The organism is Paenibacillus cucumis (ex Kampfer et al. 2016) (genome assembly GCF_019748695.1).
GTDB lineage: Bacteria > Bacillota > Bacilli > Paenibacillales > Paenibacillaceae > Paenibacillus > Paenibacillus polysaccharolyticus.
This window is the reverse complement of the sequence record NZ_JACLIC010000012.1, coordinates 1-25,582: the sequence shown is the minus strand read 5'-3', so window position 1 is coordinate 25,582 and position 25,582 is coordinate 1. Positions and strand designations below refer to the sequence as shown.

21 protein-coding genes are annotated in these 25,582 nt (G+C 45.3%); 6 read left to right on the top strand and 15 right to left on the bottom strand.

Going from position 1 to position 25,582, the window contains the following annotated elements; translation table 11 throughout:
- Window position 1: 1 nt before the first annotated feature.
- The 7 genes from H7T88_RS08075 to H7T88_RS08045 form a co-directional block, all read right to left on the bottom strand.
- Complete coding sequence (locus H7T88_RS08075; protein ID WP_221788004.1) at window positions 2–703, bottom strand: GNAT family N-acetyltransferase; 702 nt, start codon at window positions 701–703, stop codon at window positions 2–4.
- A complete protein-coding gene (locus tag H7T88_RS08070; RefSeq protein WP_253494622.1) occupies window positions 700–1,503 on the bottom strand; it encodes a MerR family transcriptional regulator in 804 nt (267 codons plus the stop codon). Before H7T88_RS08070 ends, H7T88_RS08075 begins: the two co-directional genes overlap by 4 nt.
- A 210-nt stretch (window positions 1,504–1,713) precedes the next feature.
- Window positions 1,714–2,520 carry a CPBP family intramembrane glutamic endopeptidase gene (locus H7T88_RS08065; protein ID WP_312027590.1) on the bottom strand — a complete coding sequence of 269 codons (807 nt, stop codon included), beginning with the start codon at window positions 2,518–2,520 and terminating at the stop codon, window positions 1,714–1,716.
- A 194-nt stretch (window positions 2,521–2,714) separates the two neighbouring features.
- On the bottom strand, window positions 2,715–4,472 hold the full coding sequence (gene cydC, locus H7T88_RS08060; protein ID WP_221788002.1) for a thiol reductant ABC exporter subunit CydC: 1,758 nt from the start codon (window positions 4,470–4,472) through the stop codon (window positions 2,715–2,717).
- On the bottom strand, window positions 4,469–6,229 hold the full coding sequence (gene cydD, locus H7T88_RS08055) for a thiol reductant ABC exporter subunit CydD (RefSeq protein WP_260510792.1): 1,761 nt from the start codon (window positions 6,227–6,229) through the stop codon (window positions 4,469–4,471). The genes cydC and cydD overlap by 4 nt, the downstream gene beginning before the upstream one ends.
- Before the next feature lie 97 nt (window positions 6,230–6,326).
- Window positions 6,327–7,340 carry a cytochrome d ubiquinol oxidase subunit II gene (locus H7T88_RS08050; RefSeq protein WP_090916035.1) on the bottom strand — a complete coding sequence of 338 codons (1,014 nt, stop codon included), beginning with the start codon at window positions 7,338–7,340 and terminating at the stop codon, window positions 6,327–6,329.
- Window positions 7,330–8,712, bottom strand: a complete 1,383-nt coding sequence (locus tag H7T88_RS08045) for a cytochrome ubiquinol oxidase subunit I (protein WP_221787998.1) — start codon at window positions 8,710–8,712, stop codon at window positions 7,330–7,332. The genes H7T88_RS08050 and H7T88_RS08045 overlap by 11 nt, the downstream gene beginning before the upstream one ends.
- 801 nt (window positions 8,713–9,513) lie before the next feature.
- On the opposite strand from H7T88_RS08045, the gene H7T88_RS08040 reads away from it, so the two are divergent.
- Complete coding sequence (locus H7T88_RS08040; protein WP_221788130.1) at window positions 9,514–10,050, top strand: GNAT family N-acetyltransferase; 537 nt, start codon at window positions 9,514–9,516, stop codon at window positions 10,048–10,050.
- Between the two features lie 267 nt (window positions 10,051–10,317).
- On the opposite strand, the gene H7T88_RS08035 is transcribed toward H7T88_RS08040, so the two are convergent.
- Entirely contained in the window at window positions 10,318–11,232 is a 915-nt protein-coding gene (locus tag H7T88_RS08035; protein ID WP_221788129.1) for a DsbA family oxidoreductase, read from the bottom strand.
- 159 nt (window positions 11,233–11,391) lie between these two features.
- Between H7T88_RS08035 and H7T88_RS08030 the strand changes: the two genes are divergently transcribed.
- A complete protein-coding gene (locus tag H7T88_RS08030; RefSeq protein WP_221787996.1) occupies window positions 11,392–11,742 on the top strand; it encodes a winged helix-turn-helix transcriptional regulator in 351 nt (116 codons plus the stop codon).
- Here the strand turns inward: H7T88_RS08030 and H7T88_RS08025 are convergent.
- On the bottom strand, window positions 11,725–12,780 hold the full coding sequence (locus tag H7T88_RS08025) for an alkene reductase (protein ID WP_221787994.1): 1,056 nt from the start codon (window positions 12,778–12,780) through the stop codon (window positions 11,725–11,727). The two genes, H7T88_RS08030 and H7T88_RS08025, sit on opposite strands and share 18 nt — an antisense overlap.
- Window positions 12,781–12,949: 169 nt before the next feature.
- Here H7T88_RS08025 and H7T88_RS08020 point away from each other — a divergent pair, with 169 nt between their 5' ends.
- Complete coding sequence (locus tag H7T88_RS08020) at window positions 12,950–13,813, top strand: LysR family transcriptional regulator (RefSeq protein ID WP_090916024.1); 864 nt, start codon at window positions 12,950–12,952, stop codon at window positions 13,811–13,813.
- 139 nt (window positions 13,814–13,952) lie between these two features.
- Here the strand turns inward: H7T88_RS08020 and H7T88_RS08015 are convergent, their stop codons facing one another.
- The 5 genes from H7T88_RS08015 to codB form a co-directional block, all read right to left on the bottom strand.
- A complete protein-coding gene (locus tag H7T88_RS08015; RefSeq protein ID WP_221787992.1) occupies window positions 13,953–14,975 on the bottom strand; it encodes a hypothetical protein in 1,023 nt (340 codons plus the stop codon).
- Window positions 14,972–15,466, bottom strand: coding sequence for an RNA polymerase sigma factor (locus tag H7T88_RS08010; protein ID WP_090916020.1), 495 nt, complete (start codon window positions 15,464–15,466; stop codon window positions 14,972–14,974). Before H7T88_RS08010 ends, H7T88_RS08015 begins: the two co-directional genes overlap by 4 nt.
- A gap of 207 nt (window positions 15,467–15,673) precedes the next feature.
- The gene (locus H7T88_RS08005) at window positions 15,674–16,738 is read right to left on the bottom strand and encodes a polysaccharide deacetylase family protein (RefSeq protein ID WP_154889021.1); all 1,065 of its coding nucleotides are present in this window, start codon (window positions 16,736–16,738) and stop codon (window positions 15,674–15,676) included.
- Between the two features lie 333 nt (window positions 16,739–17,071).
- Window positions 17,072–18,346, bottom strand: a complete 1,275-nt coding sequence (locus tag H7T88_RS08000) for a cytosine deaminase (RefSeq protein WP_221787990.1) — start codon at window positions 18,344–18,346, stop codon at window positions 17,072–17,074.
- Complete coding sequence (codB, locus tag H7T88_RS07995; protein ID WP_221787989.1) at window positions 18,315–19,592, bottom strand: cytosine permease; 1,278 nt, start codon at window positions 19,590–19,592, stop codon at window positions 18,315–18,317. Before codB ends, H7T88_RS08000 begins: the two co-directional genes overlap by 32 nt.
- Window positions 19,593–20,053: 461 nt before the next feature.
- On the opposite strand from codB, the gene H7T88_RS07990 reads away from it, so the two are divergent.
- The gene (locus H7T88_RS07990; RefSeq protein ID WP_221787987.1) at window positions 20,054–21,475 is read left to right on the top strand and encodes an N-acetylmuramoyl-L-alanine amidase family protein; all 1,422 of its coding nucleotides are present in this window, start codon (window positions 20,054–20,056) and stop codon (window positions 21,473–21,475) included.
- Between the two features lie 48 nt (window positions 21,476–21,523).
- The gene (locus tag H7T88_RS07985; protein WP_154985329.1) at window positions 21,524–22,093 is read left to right on the top strand and encodes a GerMN domain-containing protein; all 570 of its coding nucleotides are present in this window, start codon (window positions 21,524–21,526) and stop codon (window positions 22,091–22,093) included.
- A gap of 177 nt (window positions 22,094–22,270) precedes the next feature.
- On the opposite strand, the gene H7T88_RS07980 is transcribed toward H7T88_RS07985, so the two are convergent.
- Window positions 22,271–24,535: a glycoside hydrolase family 3 N-terminal domain-containing protein gene (locus H7T88_RS07980; RefSeq protein WP_221787985.1), complete on the bottom strand. Its 2,265-nt coding sequence runs from the start codon at window positions 24,533–24,535 to the stop codon at window positions 22,271–22,273.
- A 167-nt stretch (window positions 24,536–24,702) separates the two neighbouring features.
- On the opposite strand from H7T88_RS07980, the gene H7T88_RS07975 reads away from it, so the two are divergent.
- Complete coding sequence (locus H7T88_RS07975; RefSeq protein WP_154959085.1) at window positions 24,703–25,470, top strand: sulfite exporter TauE/SafE family protein; 768 nt, start codon at window positions 24,703–24,705, stop codon at window positions 25,468–25,470.
- Window positions 25,471–25,582: the final 112 nt, after the last annotated feature.

The window sequence follows — 25,582 nt, the reverse complement described above, 5'->3', positions numbered from 1 at the left end:
CTTAGCTGTCTCCTTTGCGGATCATATAATTCCATTGATGTTCACCAAGGAGCATGGCAGTTAACAAGCTGTTCGTGCTGTTTTGTTTATGAAAATGATAGTGCTCGTACATCTGCATCGCTTTCTGATTGTGATGGGCTACATGCAGACTGAGATACGATAAATTTGCTGTTTGAAGCATATATTGCTGTGCCCAAGCCAGGAGATGTCTGCCGACGCCTTTACCTTGGTGATCGGGGTGCACAACGATATCCTCGATATAACATTCGCCTTCCTCAGGCTTATGTTTAAGCAGTTGTATACGCATCATAAACTGAAGCAACTTCCAGTAATCATAGTAACGGTACATTTTCCACCATTTTGTCTGGATAGTTTTAGGCTGTTTGCCAATCTCACTACTCTTCCATCTCAGTGCCATCGTACCGATCACCACATCGTTCTCGAGTGCTGTGACGCGCAGACTTCCTGTTTGATAAGGGGTATGTCGTAACCAGTTCTCGAAAATGGAAGCTAGCTCCGTTACTGAAAGTGATGACAACTTTACAAATTTGTGTCCAAAGCCAAATGCCATCAGTTTCGCAACAGTATGATATTGCTCGGGTGTTATAGGTTCAATTTGTACCTGTTGCATAGGAGTTTGATCCTGTTTCGCGTTCAGGAGGTTCGTTGGCCTAAAATCGTTGTTGCCATGATGTCTGATCACTCTCCCACCTCCGGGTTCGAGACATACGAAAGCAGTTCATAATGGAGTTGGTCAGGTGTAAACAGCGATAAATATGATTTTTCGATTATGATTAATGGACCTGAGCACATGTATCCTCGCTCTTCAGCGTAAGCATAAAATTCCTGGGCGGTTGCGGCCACTCCTTCTTCATTTTCTACAAAAAGAGTGCGGGATAAGTATGAGCCTGACGGTAGTGTTAAATCAGTCTGCCCTCCCTCCGCTTTCGTGTACATCCCTACGATGCCTGAATCGTTGTGCACATAATGAATATCCGCTTCAAACAGATTGGAAATGTTGTTTCGATGCTGGATCAGGTGCTTAGCACTCAGACTTTCAGCTTCTTGCATCTCAAACCACAGGGACAAAGGAAACTCCTCACGCTGGACGATCGCATACGTCCCTTCTGTTGCCTGAGAAACTTGCTTAGGAATCTGCTCTTTTTCATCCAGCAGTTTTTCAATAAACAGTTTGGTGTCCTGTAGCCTTTGGATCTCCGCCTCCGTGTCTCTCAGCGCCTGTCGGAAAATCGGGGTGATCTGCTCGGCCGTCAGATGTGACAGGCATTCTTTGATCACTTGCACAGACAAACCCATCTTACGGAACAATAAAATATGAGCTAAACGGTACACTTCATCCATTCCATACATTCGGTATTGATTTTCACCGGTATATGCCGGGTGTAACACCCCTTTTTCTTCAAAATAACGAATCTGGTGCACGGATACTTGCATCAGCTGAGCTAGTTCGCTAATCGTAATTTCATCTTTCATATCATTCATCGTAAACTCCACCTTTGTTGTCTTATCTATAGGTAGCATAAACCTTAGGTCTGACCTAAGGTCAAGCTTAATTTTCAATTTATTTCTTATCTTCCTCTAAGTATGTGTGAAAACATAAAAATAAAGGACAAACCATTTCGCGGTTTGCCCCTCACGTTCACGTACGTATTTTTTGTTAACATTCCGAAAAAAAAAGTGCGGTTTGCTCGCCTATCTTTTGGACTTCATATTTCCTTTGTGATACGCGCTAATCAGCATAGGGACGGCGATCAGCAAACTGACGATAATCGGTACAATGGATGCCTCCAGTCCGAAGCTTCCCCCTGTCAACCAAGCTGATCCGGATAGCTGTACATCAAAAAAGCCTTGAGTCGCTATGCCAGACACCGGTATGCCCAGCATTCCCTCCAGTGCATTCCAGGCAAAATGAAGACCCATGACAAACCACAGATTACGCCGCCACAGAAATCCGGCTCCGAGCAAAATGCCTGCCTCAATGACAATAGCAACTGAACTCCAAAGTGTTGCTCCGGGATTTGGCAGATGAGCCAAACCGAAAAAAAGCGAAGTTATAGCCAAAGCGAACCAGCTTCCCAGTCGCTTTTCAATTGCTTGCAGGAACAAGCCGCGAAAGATCAACTCCTCCACAATGGCCGCACCAATCGCCAAAGCCAAAATAGAACCAACCGCGTTCGTCGCTGACCATGTAAAGCTGTACCCACCAAGCAACGTGATGATCCCCACAGAAACACCAATTAATAGGAGGCCAATTCCTGCACCTAATATCAACTCAGTTCCTGTTCTACGAAGTTGTAATTCCTGTACGTTGCGCCCTGCCATGAATTTCATTACAAACCAGTAGATCGCAATGGAGACGATACCTCCTGCAAGTGCCAGCATAATCGACAGAACCCCTTGCGAATCACCGAACAGCTTTTGGGTTATGAAACCGGACAGGCCCAGAAGAATAACACCTGTAAACATCCATACGAGCGGGAACTGCATTATTTTCCTCACTTCAACCGAACCTCCTCACATGATTGGACTAGTTACCTTTAGTATATATGTATGACGTGAATATTGCTTTCAAACAAACCTTCGTAATGGATCGTTGTATTTACAATAGTTTGGAGCAAAGTAACCATTTAGCCGTTTGGTAGTTTCGAATCTAATGCAAAAAAGCCGCTTATACGCGGCTTTGCTTCATAGAGTTAGGGACCTTGCTCTCCAATCATTTGCAGTTCAATCTTCTTCATCTCGTAAAAATAACCCTTACGCTCCATCAACTCCTCGAAGGAGCCTGTTTCTACAATCCGGCCTTGATCCATGACCACAATCTGATCCATTCGTTCAAGTCCTGCCAAACGGTGACAGACGAGTAGCAGCGTGTCATCTGCCGCCTGTCTCAGCAAGTTCTGTAACACACGTGCTTCCGTAACGTAGTCCAGCGAAGAGGTTGGTTCATCCAGCAACCATAATCTGCCCTTGCGCAACATGGCACGGGCCAGAGCCAGCCGCTGTTTCTCACCATCGGAGAGATTTTCTCCTTTTTCGTATACGGTGTCGTCCAAGGATACATTAGAAAGCTGAACTTGATGGAGTATATCTTGCACATATTCATCGGAGTGAGTCTCACCACTGAGTAGCAGATTATCCCGAATCGTTCCCCGGAAAAAGTGGCTCTGTTGCAACACAACATGTGTATTTTGCCACATGCTTGTTTCATTTAAGTCATTTACCGAGATGTCATTGAATTTTATGTTGCCAGCAGCAGGTGTCCGTAGCTTGAGAAGTAGATCCAAAATCGTAGATTTTCCAGAGCCACTTGGCCCGACAATCGCCGTTTTGGAGCCAGCTGCAAGGTAGAGTGAGACGTCATCTAGCGCAGATCGCCACTCCCCTTCATATTGAAAAGAAACATGAGATAGTTCGATCGTTACCGCTTCCGCTTCTGCATCGACTTCCAGAGATAAATGGGTTTTAGACAAATGAGCCTGATTAACATGGCCATTGGTCTGCGGTTCAGGCACAGTCTCAGCCAAACGTTTCGCAGCATGTTCGCTGTCCAACTTATACGCTGGTAACACAGCCATTGCTGCGGATTCTTCAAACATCGTTTGTGTCGCCAGAATCAACATCGCAAGATACACACCGGCAAAGACTCCGTCTGCAATGAGAAAAGCACTGATTACAAGCACGCCCCATGTGACCAAATAGGTGACAAAAATATGCATGGATTGTCCCAGCACCAATTGTGTAGCAGCTCTTTGTTGCTGCGTTGCGAGTTCAGCCGAATCCTGCTGAAGTTGCTGTTCACGCCCTGCCAATTGTCCATATACTTTCAAATCACGAAAACCATACAATACTTCGGTTACCTCTGTAGATAGCTTTGCCCGTTGCTGACGTACATGTTCGTTGATTTTCCGTTGACCGATCAGCACCAGGCTTGGGACAACAAAAGCTGTAATCAACATGCCCACGATGAGTAAACACGCAATCCAGAATGAAAAAATCGCTGTAAACAGGACGGTGCTCAGGAATACCATCACCACCATAATAGGCGGATAAGCAACACGCAGAAAATAATGTTGTAAGCTCTCTACATCACCAACGATCCGTGCCAGCAGATCCCCGCTTCGGTTTTTGTTCATAATTCCAGGTGTAACCGGTATAAGCTTGGCAAAAAATGAGGTTCGTAAACGGCTGAGGATAGAAAAGGTTGCCCGGTGAGAAGCAAGCCTCTCCCCATAACGGCTAGCTGCTCGCACGAATCCAAGCAGTTTGACCATCGACGTTAGAACAATCAAGGTGTACAGTGGCGGTGCAAATACCGTTTGCGAGATAAGGTATCCGCTTGCGGAGAAAAGGGCTACACCTGCTGTGCCTGCAATGAATCCGCATAATATAGAGAGCAAAATATCTTTGCGCTCCTGCATCATCGCCTTGGACAGAACAGCTAACTCTTTCATGCGATCCCTCCTGTTCTCTGAATTTGCACCATTTCGGCATATCCAGGCACTCGTTCTAGTAGCTCCTGATGTGTTCCCGAATCTGCAAGTTCACCATCCGACATGAACCAAATCTGGTCCGCTTGCTGAATCGTATATAATCGGTGCGCTACCGTAATGATGGTGGCCTGTTGTGACAATGCTGCGATAGAACGCTGTAGAATCTGTTCGGTGCGCAGGTCGAGTCCAACTGTTGGTTCATCAAACAGGATGAAGGCAGGCTTTTTCAGAAAAGCGCGAGCGAGAGCTAATCTTTGTTTTTCTCCCCCAGAAAGTCCACGTCCTCCTTCCCCAACAGGGGTATCTAATCCTTTATCCAGTTGAGTAATAAGTGAAGTGAGTCCTGCACGTTCAGCCGCTTTTTCTATCTCCGCACGAGGTTCATCACTTCCCGAACCTATAGCTATATTTTCAGCTAATGTGCCTGCAAAAATATAGGGATGCTGTGTAATATAACTGATCTGTTTAAACCAGTCGGCCTCGTTTATTTGTACAAGCGGTCTTCCGTTAATACAAACTTCTCCCGAGGTTGGATGTAACAAACCGGAGATCAGGCTTAATAAGGTTGTTTTACCTGAGCCGCTTGGACCAACAATGGCGAGCTTTTCTCCTGGTTTTATCGATACATGTCCCGTTTCAAGTGCAAACGAACCTGGGACATAGTGAAACCGGACATTTTTTAATTCAATGAATGAAGGCATATCTGACTTCGTTGACGCAGGTCCGGTCAATAATTGCTGATGTGACGACTTTTTCTCAACTTCCTTAGGCTGTGAATTCTCTTTTCGTTGTTCGTTTTCCGCAATTAGTTGCTCCACCTTACGAATAGCGCCCATGCTTGTTCGACCGCTGTGAAAGGCGGTACCTGTATTTTTTAACAAACTGTAGAACTCGGGAACGAGCAACAACAACAGAAAAGCGGTATGAAAGGTCATTGATTTATACACAAGTAGCTGAATGGCAAGCTCTAACGCAACGATACCGATACTTAACATGACAATCGCTTCAAGCATAAACGTATTCGTAAAAGCAATCTTCAAAATGCTCATCGTGCTATCCCGATAACCCAGACTGCTGCGTTCGATCTCTTGTTGCTGACGATTCACCCGTCCGAATATTTTCAATGTCACCAGACCTTGAAGCGAATCGAGGAACGTGCCGGAAAACTCCGCCAGCTGTGCATACTTTTCTTCAGATTTATTCTTGGTCTGCAAGCCAACAAGAATCATGAACAATGGAATAAACGGTGCTGTACACAACAGAATCCAGCCTGTGTTGGCATGTAGTGTGAAGGCAACAACCAGAATCACAATCGGAATCATCGAAGCTTCCATCATACGTGGCATGTACTGACTGAAATAGCTGTCCGCCTCATCGATGGCGTCTAGGGCAACGCTGACCTTGCCTCCTGTCTGTCCCTGCAATGCAGAGAACATGGAAGTGTGAGTAAGATTTTGTAACACCTTTGCACGCATATTGGTTTTGGCACGTGCAGCCATATGCAAACCAACTTTGCCGTTGCCGTATGTTAACAGCGTACGTAGAGCCATAACGGTGAGTAATACCCCGAGAAGTGGCATGATCGATGATAAGGACGCCTTTTCTACAAAAATACGCTGTACAGCTTCTGCCATAAATACAGCCTGGCTTATAATCACTGCACTAAGTGCCAGTGAAAAGGCCATAAGGAGAAGTCTGTTTTTTCGAAGTAAAGACATCTGCTGTTGAATCAGAATCGATTTTTGCCGACCAGATTGTTTACCTTGCTGTTTGGTTCGCTCTTTCCTTTGCCTTTTCACAGGGCGACCCTCCTTTTTATTTGTTGCCTTTGACATAATCCGCATCAAACAGGAACAGTTTGAACACCAGAATCAAAGATGGAATGAGCAGGCATAGTCCCCCGATAAAGACGACAACCAGTGCAAAACCCATAGCTGGCGAGGTGGCACTGCTCTGAATTGTGATGTACGGATCAAGGATGTATGGATACTGACCGATGCCATAGGCAAAGAACGCACAGAAAAACTGTAGCATGATGCAAATAAAAGCAAGTCCGTAGCGGCGTTCGTTATACAGCAACCACATGGCAACCATGAAGAAAGCGACGGATAAGGCGAGCAGCCACCAGAGATCCATCATATTTTGAAAATGACGTTCATTGTGCTGACCCAAATATATAAATGCAGTCAGCGCTAAAATAATCGTAGGTGTGCTCCAAAATAAGGAATAATTCCGCATGAGCTTCAAGGCACCTTGATCTTCTGCCCGTGAGGCGTAGAAGGTCAGAAAAGTCCCACTGATAAATAATACAGAGACAATCGCCAGTCCAACGATGCTCCAGGATAACGGGTTGGTGAATAACGCCCAGTAATCCAGTGAAACCGTCTCTCCCTGCTTCAGAATGAAACCACCTTCTGACAAGGTCAGGGCTACGGACAGAGATGCCGGAATCAACAAACCCGTTGCCCCATATAAAAACAGGTACACGATGTTGTTCTTGGAACCGTAATTCTCAAAAGCATAGAACGAGCCACGGATTGCTAAAAGTATAACGGCGATACTTCCGGGAACGATCAAGGCTGCGCCATAATAAGAGGCCGTATCCGGGAAAAATCCAACGATACCAATATAGAAAAAGACAAAAAATACATTCGTAATCTCCCATACGGGCGATAGATAGCGAGAGATTAAACGGTTAATCAGATGATCCTGTTTCGTTAGACGTGCATAAAAGGCAAAGAATCCAGCCCCGAAATCAATGGAAGCAACGATCAGATATCCGTACAAGAACAGCCAGAGCACTGAAATACCAATTAACTCATAACTCATGGGATGGCTCTCCTTTCTCTGCAACTGTTGCCGTTTTATTTGGTTTGGCCTGCAACCATTTTTCCATTTCTAGCTCAGCAGGATTGTTATTGAACAAATGTTTCAACACGAGAACGCAGATTACACCAAGCACGATATACAAAAGCAAGAAAACAAAAAATAAAATTCGCACACTCGGAGAAGATGTGGCGGCTTCTTCGACACGCATGTACCCACGAATAATCCATGGCTGCCGCCCGATTTCCGCATAGAACCAGCCCATCTCTACAGCGAGGAAAGCAAGCGGTGCGCTGAGTGCAACTAGGCCAAGCAGCCATTTGTTCAGCGGATTACGCTTCTTCCATAACACAAATAGGAAATATAGGCTGGAGATGGCGAGTAGAGCAAATCCGATGCCAGCCATTAGATCGAATAGATAATGCACCAGTAGTGGCGGTTGTTCATCGGGTGGAAATTCGTTCAGCCCGGTGACTTCTGCATTGAAGTCTCCAAAGGCCAGAAAGCTGAGCAACTTGGGCAGATGTAACGCGCCTATAATCTCATGTTCTGCATTCAGCCAGCCGAGTAGGATCAAATCCGCACCGCTCTCTGTCTCAAAATGCCATTCTGCTGCTGCCAATTTCTCCGGTTGGTGTTCAGCCAAAAACTTTGCAGATACATCTCCAGCAAGTGTGTTCAGCAAACTGAATACCAGAACTACGGCCATCATCAGGTTTAGGCCTTTCTTGTGGTAAGCAGATACCCCTCTCTTCAACATCGCAAGAGCCGCGATCCCGGCGAGCAAAGCCGCTCCTGTCAGATAAGCCGAGCTTAAGACATGGAACACTTTAGAGAACGTTGCTGTATTCAGCATGGCTTGTACGGGATTAACCGCTGTAAATTGACCAGCCTGCATCACAAATCCTTCCGGTTGGTTCATGAATCCGTTCACGGTTGTGATGAAAACGGCAGACATCCCTGCCCCGGCAACAACGGGAATCGTCAGCAGCCAGTGGATATACGGGTTTTTGAATCGATCCCATGTATAGAGATAAATGCCCAGGAAGATGGCTTCAAAAAAGAAGGCAAACACTTCCATAAATAGCGGCAATGCAATGACATTACCAGCCAGCTTCATAAAATTCGGCCACACCAGGGCCAGCTGTAGCGATATCGCTGTACCTGTCACCACCCCCACAGCCACCGAAATGACAAAACCTCGTGACCATCTTTTCGCCATAAGTATGTAGTGGGGGTCTTTCTTCCGAATACCGATAAATTCAGCAATCGCAATCATCAAAGGTATACCCACACCAAGTGTTGCAAAAATAACGTGAAATCCAAGTGTCAGACCCGTTACGAGTCTGCTCCATAACACCGTATCGACTGCCATTTTGTATTGCCTCCTCTCAAATTCCATTCATTGCTTCTTCTGTTTTACACATCCACTCCGATGACAGAATAACCTTACAATCGCTGTTATCCCCAGATTTTTTTGATTCCCTTTTTAAAGGGGAAATCCGGTGATAAAGGCGAAGCGTATGCTTCCGATGCTAGCTTTCTTTCAGAAAGCTTTTAGCTCCGCTTTTTCAGGTTTTTTCTGTCCTCTCCGTTTTTGTGTAAATTAGTTAGTTGTTAGCTTTCAAGCGAATCGCAAGTTAGTTATAGGCAAACGATTCCAATAACTTATGAGAAAAAAATCACAAACCAAAATACAAGGATAGGTTGCCACATGTCCCGTGCATTTAATCCTGAAACCCTTGAACGCTATCCAAGGTTGGATGTCTCTTCTTCTCTGATCACAAAGCGTCTTAATCATTGGCTTAAACCTATTAATCAAAATTATTATATCCTTAATTTTAAGCAATTCAATCGCTGATACCCCCTTGTTCATAAACGTTCAAGAAAGGCTCAACTCTTTCTGACAACTTCGTGAAAATAGGCACAATCACCCTTTAGGGCTATTGCATTATCTAGCTTAGCCGTGATATGCCGTGTTAATGATATTAGCTGATTGCTCATTGATTGAGTTTGAATCCTTGAGAGATTATCCAACCAATATTAGAAATGATCTGTGTTACACTAGAGTTACTTCTGTCCTCCGACAGAGAGACATGCAATTCATAACGATTAATAACGATACATAGCGTAAGGAGATGTTCTATTGAGTAATATTAAAAATAAATTCGATTATATGTCAGAAACCGAAAGACTCGTGATCCGCCCACTACAAGATAAAGATTACGAGAACTGGCTTCACGAATTCGAGAGCCGTTCTCCCTCCCAGCATCGACACGATCCTGGAAAAATGGATATGAGCGAATGTACATTAGAATGGTTCGAGCGTCTGGTAGCAAGACATCAGGAACTGGCGTTTAACGATAAAGTATATGTCTTTGGAGTTTTCCGCAAAGAAGATGGCACCCACTTGGGCATGATCGATATTGCCACCTTGGCGAGAGAACCTTTTCAGTGGGCGAGCTTTGGGTACACGATTCACAATCAGCACTGGAAAAAAGGATACGGCAAAGAAGCAGTACGTCAGGTCCTCCGTATTGCAACCGAGTCTTTAAAATTCCACCGTTTGGAAGCACATATCAACCTGGATAACCTGCCCTCCATCAAGCTGGCTGAAAGTGTCGGTCTGGAGTTTGAATGTATTCGCAAAGGTTTTATCTATGAACATGAGGAATGGACGGATCATCTGGTATATTTCAAGAACCTGTTTTAAAGCGGTCTATTTATTTAAAAACAGATAACCTGAAAAAAGCAGCTACCATCCAAGGTAGCTGCTTTTACTTCAATATCAGACCAGACCAAGTGAACTAATAATACATTTATTTTACGATGTGGATTCAGATCAGAGATACACTTCATATATTAACCAACTCATATCCACATGTATTAATGTGACTTTATTTGAATACAGACCTCGAGGAATTTGCAATAACACATGGATAAATGTACTAATTCTATTTCTATCTTTTTCCTGAGTCAGTTACACCCGCTGAACAGCCATTTCATTTAAGATATGCCTTACTTGGTAGGTGCCCTCTTCTAATTCAGATTGTACAAATGACTCCACACGATCCTTCTCTACGTCATACAGTACTTCAATTTCTCTAGAGAACAGAAGATGTCCTTCTTTGATTTTGTTAGACAATGTAGCAATCTTCTTCGGCTTCGGCGCTTCACCCAGAATCTGCTGTAGCGCTTGAACGTAGGTTTCCAGAGGGCGAGCCCCAACCACTTTAATGCCTTGCTGCTCCTTGTTGACAATAATAATGGATGGGAAACCTCTTACGCCTAGCCGGGCAGTCATCTCAAAGTCTTCTTCCAACAAGTCTTGTGCAGATTGCTGAGCAGCACTGGCCACGATTTCTTTTCCATTCAGCCCTAGCCCATTCACAAGCTCAATCAGCACATCATCTTCTCCAATATTTCGATTCATCGCAAATACGGCTTCACGTGCAACTCTTAGAAAGGCTTGTTCTTTCCCAGGATACATGCGCTCTATGACTTTAAACACACGAGAAGGCGGATAGGATGACTGGATTGGGTTCTCAAGCCAAACGGAACCGTCAATCGGCATCCGTGAGTGCTCACCTACTTCTCTCCAATGCCCTGCCACATCTGCAGGTTTCGAAATGCCATTTGCCCCATCAGAGAACCCTTCCCAGCTCGCTAGCAAACCACCCATTTTGGTCTCCACATTAAAATAATGACCGTACTCTTCTATAAAACGATTCAACACAGGTTCCAGTGCCCAGCAGTGTGAGCAAATGGGGTCTGTAGCATAATAAAGTGTTATTTTTTTCTCTTCCTGCTTTAGATTAATCACTTGCATTTCTTCTTCATCACTTACACCACATACACCCGTTTCCAAATCACACATCATGGATTCATTACTCATCATTATCCCATCCTTTTTGATCTTATCTATTGAATTGACTTTGTGTTAGTATGATTATAATATCTACAATCTACAGAACAAGTACGATTCTTTTTCTGACTAAGTATCAAAAAGTATACTAATGGACCGGAACAACAACTTTGGCTTGGAGGTTTTTGTGTGAAATATGATTTTAATTTTGAACAACTCTGTCCGGCTACTTATGCATTTCAAGTGATTGGTGGCAAGTGGAATCTGCCAATTCTGGCGATTCTAAGTGAAGATGACGCTATTCGATATAACGAATTAAAAAGAAGGCTGCCGGGCATCACACCAACGATGTTAACCAATTGTTTGAAAGATTTGATTCAATACGGAATCGTGCATCGTAAGCAATATAACGAAATTCCGCCAAGAGTCGAATATTCACTCACACCATCCGGTAAAGAACTGGTTCCTTTAATTGAATCGATGGTGTTATGGGGTAAGAAAAATATGCAGCAAGGATCAAATTCACTTCAAAACGGATAAATGCCTTGTGGCATCATACGTAGTTAGCGGAAGTCCTGTTGTCCATCTTTGTACCAAATCCGGATTGGCAATGAAGGGTCGACCAAAAGCAGCCAGATCAATTACACCGTCATTGATTGCCTCTTCCGCCCTCTCCAGACTGAGATTCCCTACTCCGATAATCATGTGCTCCCATTGTGTCCGAATGGCCTGATGGAAGTTAAGTCCATCTAACCAGACACTTGCATAACTTTCGGTTGAAGGGTGCAGAATGGTGATGCCCGTTTCACGAAACAGCGCCAGATAGGCGTGGAAAGTCTCGACTCTAGAGGCCCATGAATAAGAAGGATCATCATCCTTTTTTTCGGAAAACCGGATGCTTATGCGTTCTACGCTGATTTCTTTTTTCACCGCCTCAATAATCTCTCTCAAAAAGCGAAGTCTCTCCTGAAGACCGCCACCATACTGATCTGTTCGTTTGTTCGTACGCTCATTGATGAATTGGTCAATCAGATACCCATGTGCTGCATGGAGCTCGATCCCGTCAAACCCCGCTAAAACAGCAGTGCGCGCAGCCATCTGAAAATGATAGACAACATTCTCGATCTCCCCTTGAGTCATGGCTTGTGGGCATTCATAGGGCTTGTGAAGTTTATGCACCTTCCCCTCCGCTTGTATGGCTGAAGGGGCCTGGGGTTTCCTTCCGATTAAGTCGGAATGCGAAAGGCGACCCACATGCCATAATTGTGCGATGATCGTACCGCCGTGTCGATGAACAGCTTCCGTTACCTTTTTCCAAGAAGAGGTCTGTGCGTCCGTATATAATCCAGGTACCCCGTAGGTTCCTTTGCCTGAAAGCATCGGATTAATCCCTTCCGTAATGATCAAACCCACGCCATCTCTAGCTCGTTGTTCGTAATAAGCAGCGATTTCATCGGTTACCGTTCCGTCCGCATCTGATGCAAAACCTCTAGTGAGCGGAGCCATGACGATACGGTTGCGAAGCTTCCATTGGTTGATCGTTGCAGGTTGAAACAAATTTAAATTGATTTTAGACATGTCATTTCCTCTTCTCTGTTTGAATTAAAGTTATTGTAGAACGGATAAGACATATCGTAAAATGATTAGAATATATAAGGATATCACTCAGAGTGATACCTTTACCTAAAGAAGTGACGAAGAACTATCGTTCTTTTTCCGCTTAAAAATTGCTGTTCGGGAGGCTGTCATGGAACTATCTGATATTGATATTATGCTGGCCGTTGGACGCTCGGGCAAAATCTCACAAGCAGCCAAAGAACTAAACTATGCCCAGTCTAATGTCACAACACGGATCAAAAAACTGGAGGAAGAATACCAGGTTCAATTGTTTAACCGTTCTTCCAAAGGGGTGATACCCACGGAAAAAGGAACGCAGTTTCTTGCTTATGCGGCACGGATTCGAGGTCTGCTACATGATTTGCAACAAGAGATGATCGATCCGGAGGAACCATCGGGTACGTTGAAAATCGGAATCGTCGAAACCGCCGCTTCACGTCGTTTCATGGAGATTTTGAATGAGTATCAGATGACTTATCCGGACGTGTCCATTTCGCTGGTGAACGCCACCTCCCCCAAAGTGCTAAGGCATAAAATTCAGTCTTCTGAACTGGATGGTGCTTTCATTAGCGGGGCCTGCGTGAAGGAAGGATTAAAGGTGGAATATGAGATGCAGGATACGGTTCACATCATCTCGAAACGAACGGATACGCTTCTGGAATCGTTTTGTCAGCTTTCGTGGGTTGTCTTTCCCCAAGGGTGCCCGTATCGTGAGCTTACAGAAAAATTTTTAGCGGAAGAAGAACTTTCGGCCAAAAAATTGATTGAAGTCAGTACAATGGAAAATTTACTTAACTGTGTAGAATCCGGGATCGCTGTGACAATTATGCCCTGTAGCGTTGTTCACAATAAACCTGAGGCATACACGTTACACAATCTATCTGATGTATTTACACCAACCACTACCACGTTTGTTCGTGGTGAAAATCGATATGTCAGCAGTGCCCTTAAGCAGTTCATGAGACTGTTACATGAGAAGTGTATAACCTTCTAGGTCTTCATTGAGAACCATTTTGCTGACTATTCGACCATATATGCATAAAAAAGAGCAGCCAGATGGCTGCTCTCTTTTTATACTGTAACTCGTTCTACATACTGAATAGCTCATTCTGCTCACCCAAGCAGCTCTTTTATTACTTAAGACTGTTCCATAATTGCTGAAACGCCCCCTGCTCTACTTCAAAAAATACAGGTACATGACCGTAACGCACCATGCCTTCCTCACCGAACAACACAAGCTGAACCTTTGTTTTATCTTTCAGGGTCAAATAAATTATTTTGCGATCTTCTTTGCCATAGAGACGTTCTTCCAGTTCAGAACTTGTTGCAACCGGTGTTGCTTTGTACAATGCTTCAATAAAACGGTTCAGTGACTCGTCTGCCGGAAGCTGCTGTAGCTGCCCCAGCCCATTATTCCAGCTATCGAAGCTCTCCCACTGCGCTGCAGTCACATGACCCTCGATGTTAAGCTTGCCAATTAGATCGGTGCCGCTGCTAATCGACATACCATTGGTTTTATCGAACAATTGGGCGTAAACTTGTCCGTCTATTTCCGTATAAGACATAATCCGAAAATCAGAATCGTATCCGTTCACGGTGTAAATATCTGCTGTACCAATCGTCGAGGCCAGCTCTTTGTAGTCATCCTTACCACTTAGCTCATGGATGCCACCAGTCGTTTTGCCCAGTTTCTCACCTCGTAGCGCCAAGGCATCTGCAGCATCCACCGTTGTCGCAGATTCGGTGTAGACGTTACCATGATAAACAACTAATCCGATCATACTTGCTTTAACATTCTTATCATCACTGGGTAACTCACTCTTCGGAATCTCGACGGGAACAATGTTTGAGTTTTCAGTTTTGATCGCGGTCTCTCCTTTGGTAACCTTTCCTTGGTTGACCTCTCCATTATTTAACGCAGTCTCTTTTGCAGGTGCAGTCGTTCCACCCCATTGCTGCCAGACGGTTGGTGCTGCAAGTCCGATACTGGCGGCGACAACAATGCTTGCTGCGACGATGTACAACGATTTACGAGGACGTTTCGTGGGTTGACGCTGGACATTCACGTTCTGTTCGATTCTTTTTTTCATCTGGTCATCTGGTTTCATCTGATCCACCGCTTTCTTATATCGTTCTTTGAATTGTTGTTCGTTCATGGTTGTTCCTCCCCCTCAAGCTCCAGTTTTAATAGTTGTCTCCCCCGTTGTAATCTCATCTTCACAGCTGATTCACTAATCTCTAAAATCTGGCTAATATCCCGGATGCCATAGTCTTCGTAATAATAGAGATGAACTACCGATCTATATTTCACGGGCAGAGACAACACCAGTTCAATCAAAGCCTGATCTTCAGGATTATCCATCATGACGGGTTCCACGGTTCCCAGCTTGACTTCCCGTTTACGCCAGCCTTTACGGAGCAGGGATTTGCAATGGTTGGTAATCACCCGGATCAACCATGCTTTTTGATGTTCCGCATCGTTGAATGCAGGCGCTTTTTCCATCCATTTAATGAACGTATCCTGAGTGGCTTCTTCCGCGTCTTCCCGCCTGCCGAGGTGAACCATTGCAATCCGGAACAGCGTATCCGCGTATGTATCATAGATGTTCGTGACTTCATCACTTGGTTGGGATATGGTTTGCTGCATGGTTGTTGTGCCCTCCTTTATACCCTAAACACTTTTACGGACGACATTTGGTCACATTTTGTTTTCACTTTTTTTATCTCCGCTTGCAAAACACGCAAAAAAGGCTATTTCGCTGACAACACACTACCAAGTGCGTGTCATTGAAATAGCCCATTCATATTAACATTAACGGTAAAGTGCCCCGCTTTAAACGGGTTGATTCACAAACTAACTTATTTCCAAATAATCGAGATATGCGTCCCATGTACCGTCATCTGCTGTTACGATCAGCTCAATCACCTGATTTCCGGTGCCATGACTGATATTATTCAGCGTATACACTGCGGGACTGCTGCCTCCAAAATAAAACGTACCTTTCGTCTGCCCGCCAATCTTTAGATCCACTCTGGCCATATTGGCATTATTCGACGCTCCTCGCAATGCGAATGAATGCGTCCCGCTTGAGAAGTTATGCGTCGTCCGCACAGCGTCATTATTCGCATACAAGACAACACCGTTGAACGGAGAGCTGATATTGCCAGTATACTGTCCGCTCTTGGTCATATTTTCTGTTTCGATTCTTACCGTCGTTGCGGGTGGATTGTTGGTTGCCCCATCCGGTGCAACAGCTCGTCCGGTGGATGGAGAGATCATACCGGCACACAGGCCTCGGTTTTTCAGATTTTGAGCAATCTGAGGAATAGCCTGAAGTGTTGTCTGGTACTGATCATGCATCAGAATAACATCTCCACTTGCCATACGATTCACCGCAGCTACTATCTGGGAGGCACTCGCCCCATTCCAATCCTGTGAATCGACATTCCACAACACTTCTCTCAAACCGTTCTGGCTGATGACCGATTTCACCGTTGCGTTGGTAGCACCATAGGGGGGTCTGAAGAGTGAAGGTGATGAACCGGTAATGGAACGAATGGTCTGCTGTGTACGTGTAATCTCAGATGCCATCTGAGAAGTATTCAGCTTCGTCATATCGGCATGCGTATAGGAATGGTTGGCAATCCACATGCCGGCGGATACCTGCGCACGAACCAAAGCTTGATTGTTTTGCGAGTTTTGTCCGGTATTAAACATGGTAGCGCGCAGACCCGACTGTTTCAGTGCATTAAGTATATTGTTGGTATTGTTGGAAGGGCCGTCATCAAAAGTCAGACCTACATAACCGTTAGGACAGCGGGCATCGGCTGCAGTCGCAGAAGGCAGTGGCGGAATAGCGAATAATGAACCTAAAAGAGCAACAGACATGGCAGCTTTAATGAGCTTGGATTTAAACATGAATACACCTCCAGTTAGTTGGTTAACATCATATTCTTTATGGTTCAATCGAAATGGCTTACTGCCGTACTTCGCTCTGCCTCCTCTCTTAACCAAAATCACCTTCCGATAAAAGCGCTTACATAGATGAATAGATTAAACTCTATCATTATGATGTTTCTAGCACTTCGCCCGGGTTGAATCTAGTATAAACGATGATTATATTGAAGTAAATTCAAATTATTACAATATATCCTATTTATTTTTCGATCCCAAAAAGAAAAACCTTGATACAGAGTCAACACCCCTAGAACATAGAGGGTTTAAACCTGTATCAAGGAGATAACTTTCACACTATTTATTAAAGGTAACCTTTTCTACGCTACCATCCAGAATAATGGATGTATCACGCGGTTTTGTTTCCGCAATTTTACGTCCTTCTCTGAAGGAGTACAGAACCGCTGCCTGTTTGCGCACCGCTTCGTATTCATTCTCTGCTTCCATAATAATGAAGTTTGCTGGCTTGCCTTCTTCAATACCGTAACGATCTTCAATGTGCAGTGTTTTGGCACTATTTTTCGTAATCAGATCGATGGAATTCACAATCTGGTCGTAACCAAGCAGCTGTGAAGCATGAATGCCCATGTGTAGTACTTGCATCATATTACCTGTACCTAGCGGATACCACGGATCGAAGATATCATCGTGTCCGAAGCAGACGTTCAGGCCCGCTTCTTGCAGTTCCTTCACTCGTGTGAGTCCTCTTCTCTTCGGATACGTGTCAAAGCGTCCTTGCAGGTGAATGTTCACCAGCGGATTGGATACAAAGTTCAGATTCGCCATCTTGAGCAGCCGGAACAGCTTGTACGTGTACGCATCATTGTATGACCCCATTGCAGTGGTGTGACTTGCTGTAGTACGTGAGCCTAGCCCTCGTTCATACGCTTCCTTGGCAACAACTTCAATGAAACGGGATTGCTCATCATCAATTTCATCACAGTGAATATCAATGAGACGGTCGTATTTTTCAGCCAGGTCAAAAGCAACTCTCATGGAATCAACGCCATACTCACGTGTAAACTCAAAGTGCGGAATGCCGCCGACAACGTCCACGCCCATTTTAAGTGATTCTTCCAGCAGCTCCACACCGTTTGGATAAGAGTGAATGCCTTCCTGCGGGAAAGCAACCAATTGAATCTCGATGTACGGTGCCAATTCTTCCTTCACTTCAAGCATCGCTTTAACGGCGATCAGGCTTGGATCTGTCACATCCACATGTGTTCTCACATGCTGAATGCCTTGCGCCATCTGCCATTTCAAAGCTGTTTTGGAACGTGTTTTCACGTCCTCATGGGTCAGAAATGCTTTTCGCTCCGACCAGCGCTGGATACCTTCGAACAACGTACCACTCAGATTCCACTCCGGCTCCCCTGCTGTCAGCGTTGTATCCAGGTGAATATGTGGTTCAATGAATGGTGGCAACACCAGTGCTCCGCCTGCATCCAGTGTCTCTTCATTTGTATCCGAAGCTGGCTGTGAATCTTGCGTAATCTGCTCGAACTTCCCGTCTCTGACGACGATATTCCAGAGGCCTTCTTTACCCCGCAATTTTGCGTTCTGTATAATCATGTGTTTTCCCCTTTTCTTTGGATGATGTCATGGACACGATGCCCATGAGAGCTACATACGCCACGGCTGTACCGATCAGCGCGTTAAGCGGTGTTACTCCGGGAGCGAGCTGTGCAAACGCTACGCCAATGGCCCATGCTGCCATAGCAACCCAGTTTACTTTTTTGAAATTCATGTCGGCAAATGGTGCATACGTTCTGCGTTTTACAATGAAATAGTCCGCAATGATGATTGCTCCAATCGAGGGAATTGCTGCGCCGAGCACATTCAGGAAACCCACGAAGTTGTTGTACATCCACATCGCAAATACGGTCCCGATGATTCCGTTAACGATAACAAAGAATTTTTTCGATATTTTCGTAATGTTGGCAAAACCAAGACCCGAAGCATATAAAGCATTGTCGTTGGTTGTCCAGATATTGAGGCCCAGTACGATAATTGCTGGAATAAGTAACCCTTGCAGGAACATAACTTCTGATATGTCAGCCAGATTGTACGCCATTGCGCCGACAGCCCCGAACAAGAACATGAGTGAGTTACCGAGGAAAAATGCAATCACCGTCGCCGTAACCGCCTGCCGCGACGTCCGGGAGAAACGTGCAAAGTCTGGCGTGAGCGTCCCGCCGCTTATGAAAGAACCGATACAAATGGTGAGCGCTGCGGCCGCGGTAAGCGTCTGTGTTGGCGTGTAATCCAGCAACCCTTGTAGCCCGCCCAGCGAGCCAGCTCCCTCAAACATGGAGTACCCTCCGAGAATCGCTATGGCAGGTACTGCAATATAACCAAGAATAACAAGAGACTTCATACCGAATATCGCGGATGCGGTCATCGCCAGACCAAATACAACGATAAGCAGGTATACGTTCCAGTCCATCGCTTTGGCAACCGGAATGGCAAACATCGCTACCCCAACCCCGAACCATCCAACCTGTGTAAAACCGAGCAAGAACGAAGGCAGATAAGATCCTTTTTCACCAAACGAATATTTCGCCAGCAAATGGGTGGACAATCCTGTCTTGGCAGCGATATGCGCCAGTGCCCCGGTGTAGATGCCAAGCACCAGATTACCTGCCAGCACGATTGCCATAAATTCCATAAAGGTGAGGCTGACACCGAGTGTTCCACCAGCCAGCATACTAGCCGAGAAAAACGTGAATCCAAGCATGACAGATAACGTCTTCCAAAAATGATTGCGCTGTGCCTTCGGCACCTCTTGCCATGAAAACTCTTGATCTTGTTTGCTCATCAGAATACCCCCAAATTAAAGTGTTCTGATACCATAAAAAAAGCAGAAAAAGAGGCCACTCGTCACGCTTATACGCTGACAAGTAGCCTCTTTGTGCATCATAACCCGCGCGAAGACACAGAACATCCCTGTGCAGGAAATACTCTGATTTTCGCGTGATTACAAAATCCGCTGCCCTTGCCAGCCTCTCTGGACTGAATTAAAGGTACCAGTATTCAATTACGTTCTATTATTTTGGAAAAATGGTTGACTGTCAATGTCATTTTCATCCAAATTCATTAATATTCGCATCGCGAGAAGCCGGTATTTAACTCATAATTCCTGTCGTAGCTTGGTCTCCACATCTTCCCTTGCTACGTCAAAATAGGATGTAATTTATTAAAAAAGAATGAAGCACGTAGCAGGAACAATTCGCATAAATGTAGAATATTGTCACAAGCATAATTAAATTGAGGTGTGAAATGAGAAAATTCGTAAGTGTACTCTTGTTCAGTTTATTTTTTCTGATTGTCCTGCCCAATGTAGGACAAGCTGCCCCGCAAACTAAAATTATATTGGACGGTCAGGAGCTTGTGTTGCCGTCAGATGTCGAAGTTGTCAATGTAAACAACAATGTCATGATTCCCATTCGTGTTGTTGCTGAGAATTTGAAATTCAAGGTGAAATGGGATCAGAAGAGTCAGAATGTGAGCATTGAACAAAATGCCAAGATCCTGTCTCTCAACGTAGGCAAGAAAGAAGCTAGGGTTCAGAATGAAAAAGTAACTCTGAACACGGCACCGAAATTAATCAAAAATACGGTCGTTGTTCCCCTTCGTTTTGTTAGTGAAGAGATGGGACTGTCCGTAAGCTGGAATAACAAAGAAAAAATTGTTGGCCTGACAAGCACTGAAGTTCCTCCTGTTGCTGAGCCATCCCCTGCACCCACTGTTCCAGGCGTAGGAAATAACATCGTATGGGGCAAAGTTAATGATCTCAGCTTTGCTAATCAGCAGCTTGTTGTATCTGTTGACAAAGAGGTTACGCCACAGATCACCAGACTATCCAATCCTGATCGTATCGTGGTTGATTTGCCGAATACCACCTTTGGAGATATCGGGTCAACATTACAGCAGGGCACGATGGGTAAGCTTGATGTTAGCGGTATTTCAAATGTAACAGAAATTCGATATGCCCTGTTTAAAAATGATCCGGCTCAAGTTAGAGTTGTCATTGAGTTGAATAATTTGAGCGATGTGCAGGTCAATTCTCAATATGTCAGTGGCAAACTAATTCTTGACTTAGTGCTTACACCTACGATCGGCGTTCCAATCAGCCCCGTTGGAAATGAAGGTGGCAAAAAAATCGTTGTCATTGATCCCGGGCATGGTGGCAAAGACCCAGGCACCATCGGCATCTCCAACACACAAGAAAAAGATTTCACGTTGCCGCTAGCTCTCAAAGTTCAAGCTCTTCTAATTCAGGAGCCGGATATTGAAGTTGTAATGACACGTGACACAGACGTTTACCCTACCCGCCCAGAGCGGGTGCAGCTGGCTAACACGTTAAACGCGGATGTGTTTGTATCCATCCATGGAAACAGCGTGAAAGCCTCACCACAGACCACAGGCACCGAGACGTACTATTACAAACGAAGCAGCAGTAAAGAACTGGCAGATATCGTACACAGACATCTCATAGAAGCCTTAGGCTTTAAGGATCGCAAGGTTAAGAACGGCAATTTGGAAGTGCTTCGCAATACAACGATGCCCGCTGTACTGCTTGAAATTGGATTTCTAAGCAATCTCGTTGAAGAACAAGCAATGCTTTCCGACAGTGTTCAGAATAAAGCAGCTCAGGCTATCGTGGATGGAATCAAGGAGTTTTTACACCAATCGCAATGAATAGTGAATGTAGTTGAGAACTGAATGTGAAGATAAGGATGTGCTTTGATGAAAAAAAAGACAAATATTATGCTCCTGCTCTACCTTACGGCTGTATTGCTCATCCTTGCCGGTTGCGGCAATAAACCGGCTACAGACCCTGGAAATGCGGAGCCTGCACCTAATACGACTCCATCTAACGGCTCTTCCCCCTCTGCACCAGATGCCGAGAAAAAAGAATCACAGGAAATTGAAGTGGGTTATGTGGACTCGGAACTCACGCAAGTCAAAACCAAAAAAGCTCAAATTGAATTTTCAAACAATAACGAGAAATATACACAAGCGTTTGATGTGATGCAGCGCTCGGATGACCCGGAGTATATCTCGTTGTGGAGTGACATCGGGCTGGAATCACTTGAGTTTCACGAAGCAGATGGCGCACTTACATTAAACATTCATATTCCCGACGAAGCCAGGCTCGGTTCTGGCGGCGAACTTCTTTTCCTGGATACGTTGAAACAAACTATGTTTCAGTTTAAAGAAATCGAAAGCATACAGCTTCTGGTAGATGGGAAAGAAAGCGAGAGCCTGATGGGGCATGTGGAATTGGAGAATCCCATCGTTCGTGGTACGGAATAATTGGATCAGGCCTGGTAAATGGCGTCTACGAGAGCAAAGATATGAATAAGGCAACGCGTGGATAACTTCAGCGATTGCCACACTGTAAAGCGTAAAAAACCTTGCTACCTGATTCTAGTCAGGGGCAAGGTTTTTCGACGATGAAACTTGATCTTTTCTAATGTGATCCGATTCGGTTTATTCGCCGGACTGTCCGTAATCGATTGGAAGTTTGCCTTTTGCCTCAAGTTTTCCTAGCAGTACCTTGATAGCAGCAAGCGTGTTGGGCTCCTGTTTACCATACACAGCAAGGGCTGAACGTACATTGTGCAAATGAAGCATCTCATAGGGATTGCCAAGAGACAGCAACGTATAACGCACTTGGCGTTGGTTCAGTTCGTTGATGAATAACTGCATCTCTTCCCAACGAAACTGACTTGCTACGTTGCGGAATTGATACGAAGGCATAAGAACATAGTCGGCCTTGTTTACGGTCTGGAGCACTGTTTTCATATTATTCGAATTCAAAACAACCGTCACCGTTTCAATGGAAGCATTACCAGCGGTTTGCTTGAGTTGTTTTTGCAACTGCTCAGCCTGATCGGCATCAGAAGCCACGATGACGACTCGATCACTGGCTCGAATTGTCTCTACGCTCTTGCCATCCGCTCCAGCCAAAACAGTAACCGCCCGCTCCGCAATGCTACGCTCCACCTGAAGGTGAGCATCAGATCCGATGATGCTTTTCAACTTATTTAACTTTTGTGTCAGGGACGGACCAGACTCAAACAGATGATATTTCGATTTTACCGTCAAAATACGTTTTACCGCCTCATGCACCCGTTCGCTAGAAAGTGTCCCGTTATTCACAGCTTGAATGAGTGCCTGATGTGCATTGGACACATCTTGTGGCATGAGTATGATGTCTACACCCGCGTCAGCGGCACGCCTAACGGCTTCCGTTTCACCAAAATGCTCACTAATCCCCTTCATCGTGAAAGCATCGGAAATAATCAGACCTTTATACTGCAACTCTTCACGAAGCAAGCCGGTTAACACCTTACGAGATAGTGTAGCTGGAAGCGGAACCGATGTACCGTCCTTGCGTGAGGTTACTTGCTCGTTATCTATCGCCGGAAAGGCAATATGTGCCGTCATTATCATATCGACACCTTCCTTCATTGCCGCCTTGAACGGTTTTAACTCCACCGCGTCCAGTCGCTCACGTCCATGTGTAAGCACAGGCAATCCCAGGTGAGAGTCAACGGATGTATCCCCATGCCCTGGAAAATGCTTCACGCCTCCAACAACATCCGACTGATGAAGTCCCTTGATCATGGCTAGGCCGAGCCGGGTTACCAGCTCCGCATTCGAGCTAAAGGATCGCATACCGATAATGGGATTTTCCGGATTGCTATTCACATCAAGCACAGGCGCAAAATTAACCTGAATACCAAGCGCTTTTAACTCTTCTCCAGTCAGTCGTCCGGCTGCTTCTGCCAGTGTAGGATCACCCGTTGCGCCTAGCGCCATCTGTCCAGGGAGATTGGTGCCGCCAGGAATACGACGAATCACCCCTCCTTCCTGATCGATGCCAATAAATAGCGGGATATCGCCAGTCTGGTTTTGGATCTGATGCGTAAACGTTGTAACCTGCTGTGCATCCACGATATTTTTTTCAAAAAGGATAAGTCCGCCCACATGCTGATCTTGAAGGTTAAGTTTCAATCCCTCGTTTACAGTCGTTGTCGCTTTGCCGTTCCATTGTCTGATATCGGGCATAAGCATCTGACCTACCTGCTCGCTAACGGTCATATACGAAATGAGCTTGTCCCAATCCTTCGCCTGAATCGCCGCTTCACGTTCAAATTGAATGACACGTGCCATGAATACGGCATATTCCGCTCGTGTCACCGTCCGATCAGGTTGATACGTCCCATCTGGATAACCTCCAACGAGTCCGTTTGAACTCATAATCTGGATCGGCGCCGCCCCCCAATGTTTCTCCGTATCGGTCCACTTAGCGTTCACAGTCCCTTGTTGAAGCGGATATGCGCGCGTCAAAAAAGCTGCTGTTTCGGCCCGACTAATCGGTATATTAGGCCGAAAGGAGCCATCTGGAAATCCACCAGCCAGCCCATGCTGCTCAGCGATGGCAATCTCACGGTAAAAAGGATGATTTATCGATACATCGGTATATTTCAGCTTTTCCACTGGCTGTTCAAGCTGATCCGGATAAAGTTCACGCACCAAGAAGGTAATGGCCTGTCCTCGGGTTACGGATGTCTGCGGCTGGAACTTGCCATTGCCATAACCTGCGACTGTGCCCCTTTTGGCCATATACTGAATACCATCCTTGGCCCATTGCGTATGCTGGAGGTCGACAAAGGTGGTTTCCGCGTTGGCACTCCCCGCCCAGATCAACATAGAACCGAACGCTGCCGCCGCAATGGTTTTATACATTAAACGCAATTCATTTCACTCCCTGTTTAATTCAATAGTTCATGAAGGGTTAGACGCGAACTCCCCCGCTTTTGTTGCTCATGCATGATATAATCGAATTCATATTACTATTCGTCAAGAAAACGTCTGACATGGTTTTCGGGGGAATAAGAGTTTGGAGACATCTTATGTTAATGGTAAATATAGTGCTTGTTATGTTTTTGCTAGGTCTTCTTCTTGGTTTTGTTGGCGCAGGCGGTTCCGGTTTCATTATCTCGATCCTGACGGTTGCATTCGGATATCCTATTCATGTTGCTCTCGGGACGGCGCTTGCTGCGATGTTTTTTTCCTCGCTCTCGGGTTCAATCAGTCATTACCGGGAAGGTAATGCAATGCTCAAAACCGGTGTGATCGTTGGTCTGGCCGGTGCAACAGGAGCCTGGGTCAGCTCGGGATGGTCATCCTATATTCCTGAGGATCGGCTTGGTATGCTGACTTCTTTTATGCTTTTTGCATCAGGACTCGCGCTGTGGCTTCGCTTGATTCTTGTTTCGCGGCGCCCTGCTGGTTCTGAAATACAGACTGTCGTACTCGGAAAAGGTCTGCGTTACTGGGTATATGCGTTATTGATTGGGGTAGTTACAGGTATGTTATCCGGACTGTTCGGTATTGGCTCCACGCCCTTTATCCAATTAGGACTTATGCTGTTGTTGAATATGTCTATGAGATATGCCGCTGGAACAACGATGTTGGTCATCATTCCCATAGCTTTGGCTGGCGGAGCCGGATATATGAGGATCGGTTATCTGGACTTGCAGTTGTTATTGCTGGTTGTAATCGGCACGATGTCCGGTTCATACGTTGGAGCGAAATTTACGAAACGTGTGCCTGCACTATGGCTGAAAGTGAGTATGGTCGTGACTCCGATGATTGGAGCAACTATATTATGGCTGTGACTTTCTTGAAGCGTTCTGTGTAAGGCGTGCTAGATGTAAAGAAGAAGTTCATTGTTCAATTAAAAAAGGATGTCCCCTAACTAAAATGTACCCCTTGTAAAGGACAAATTAA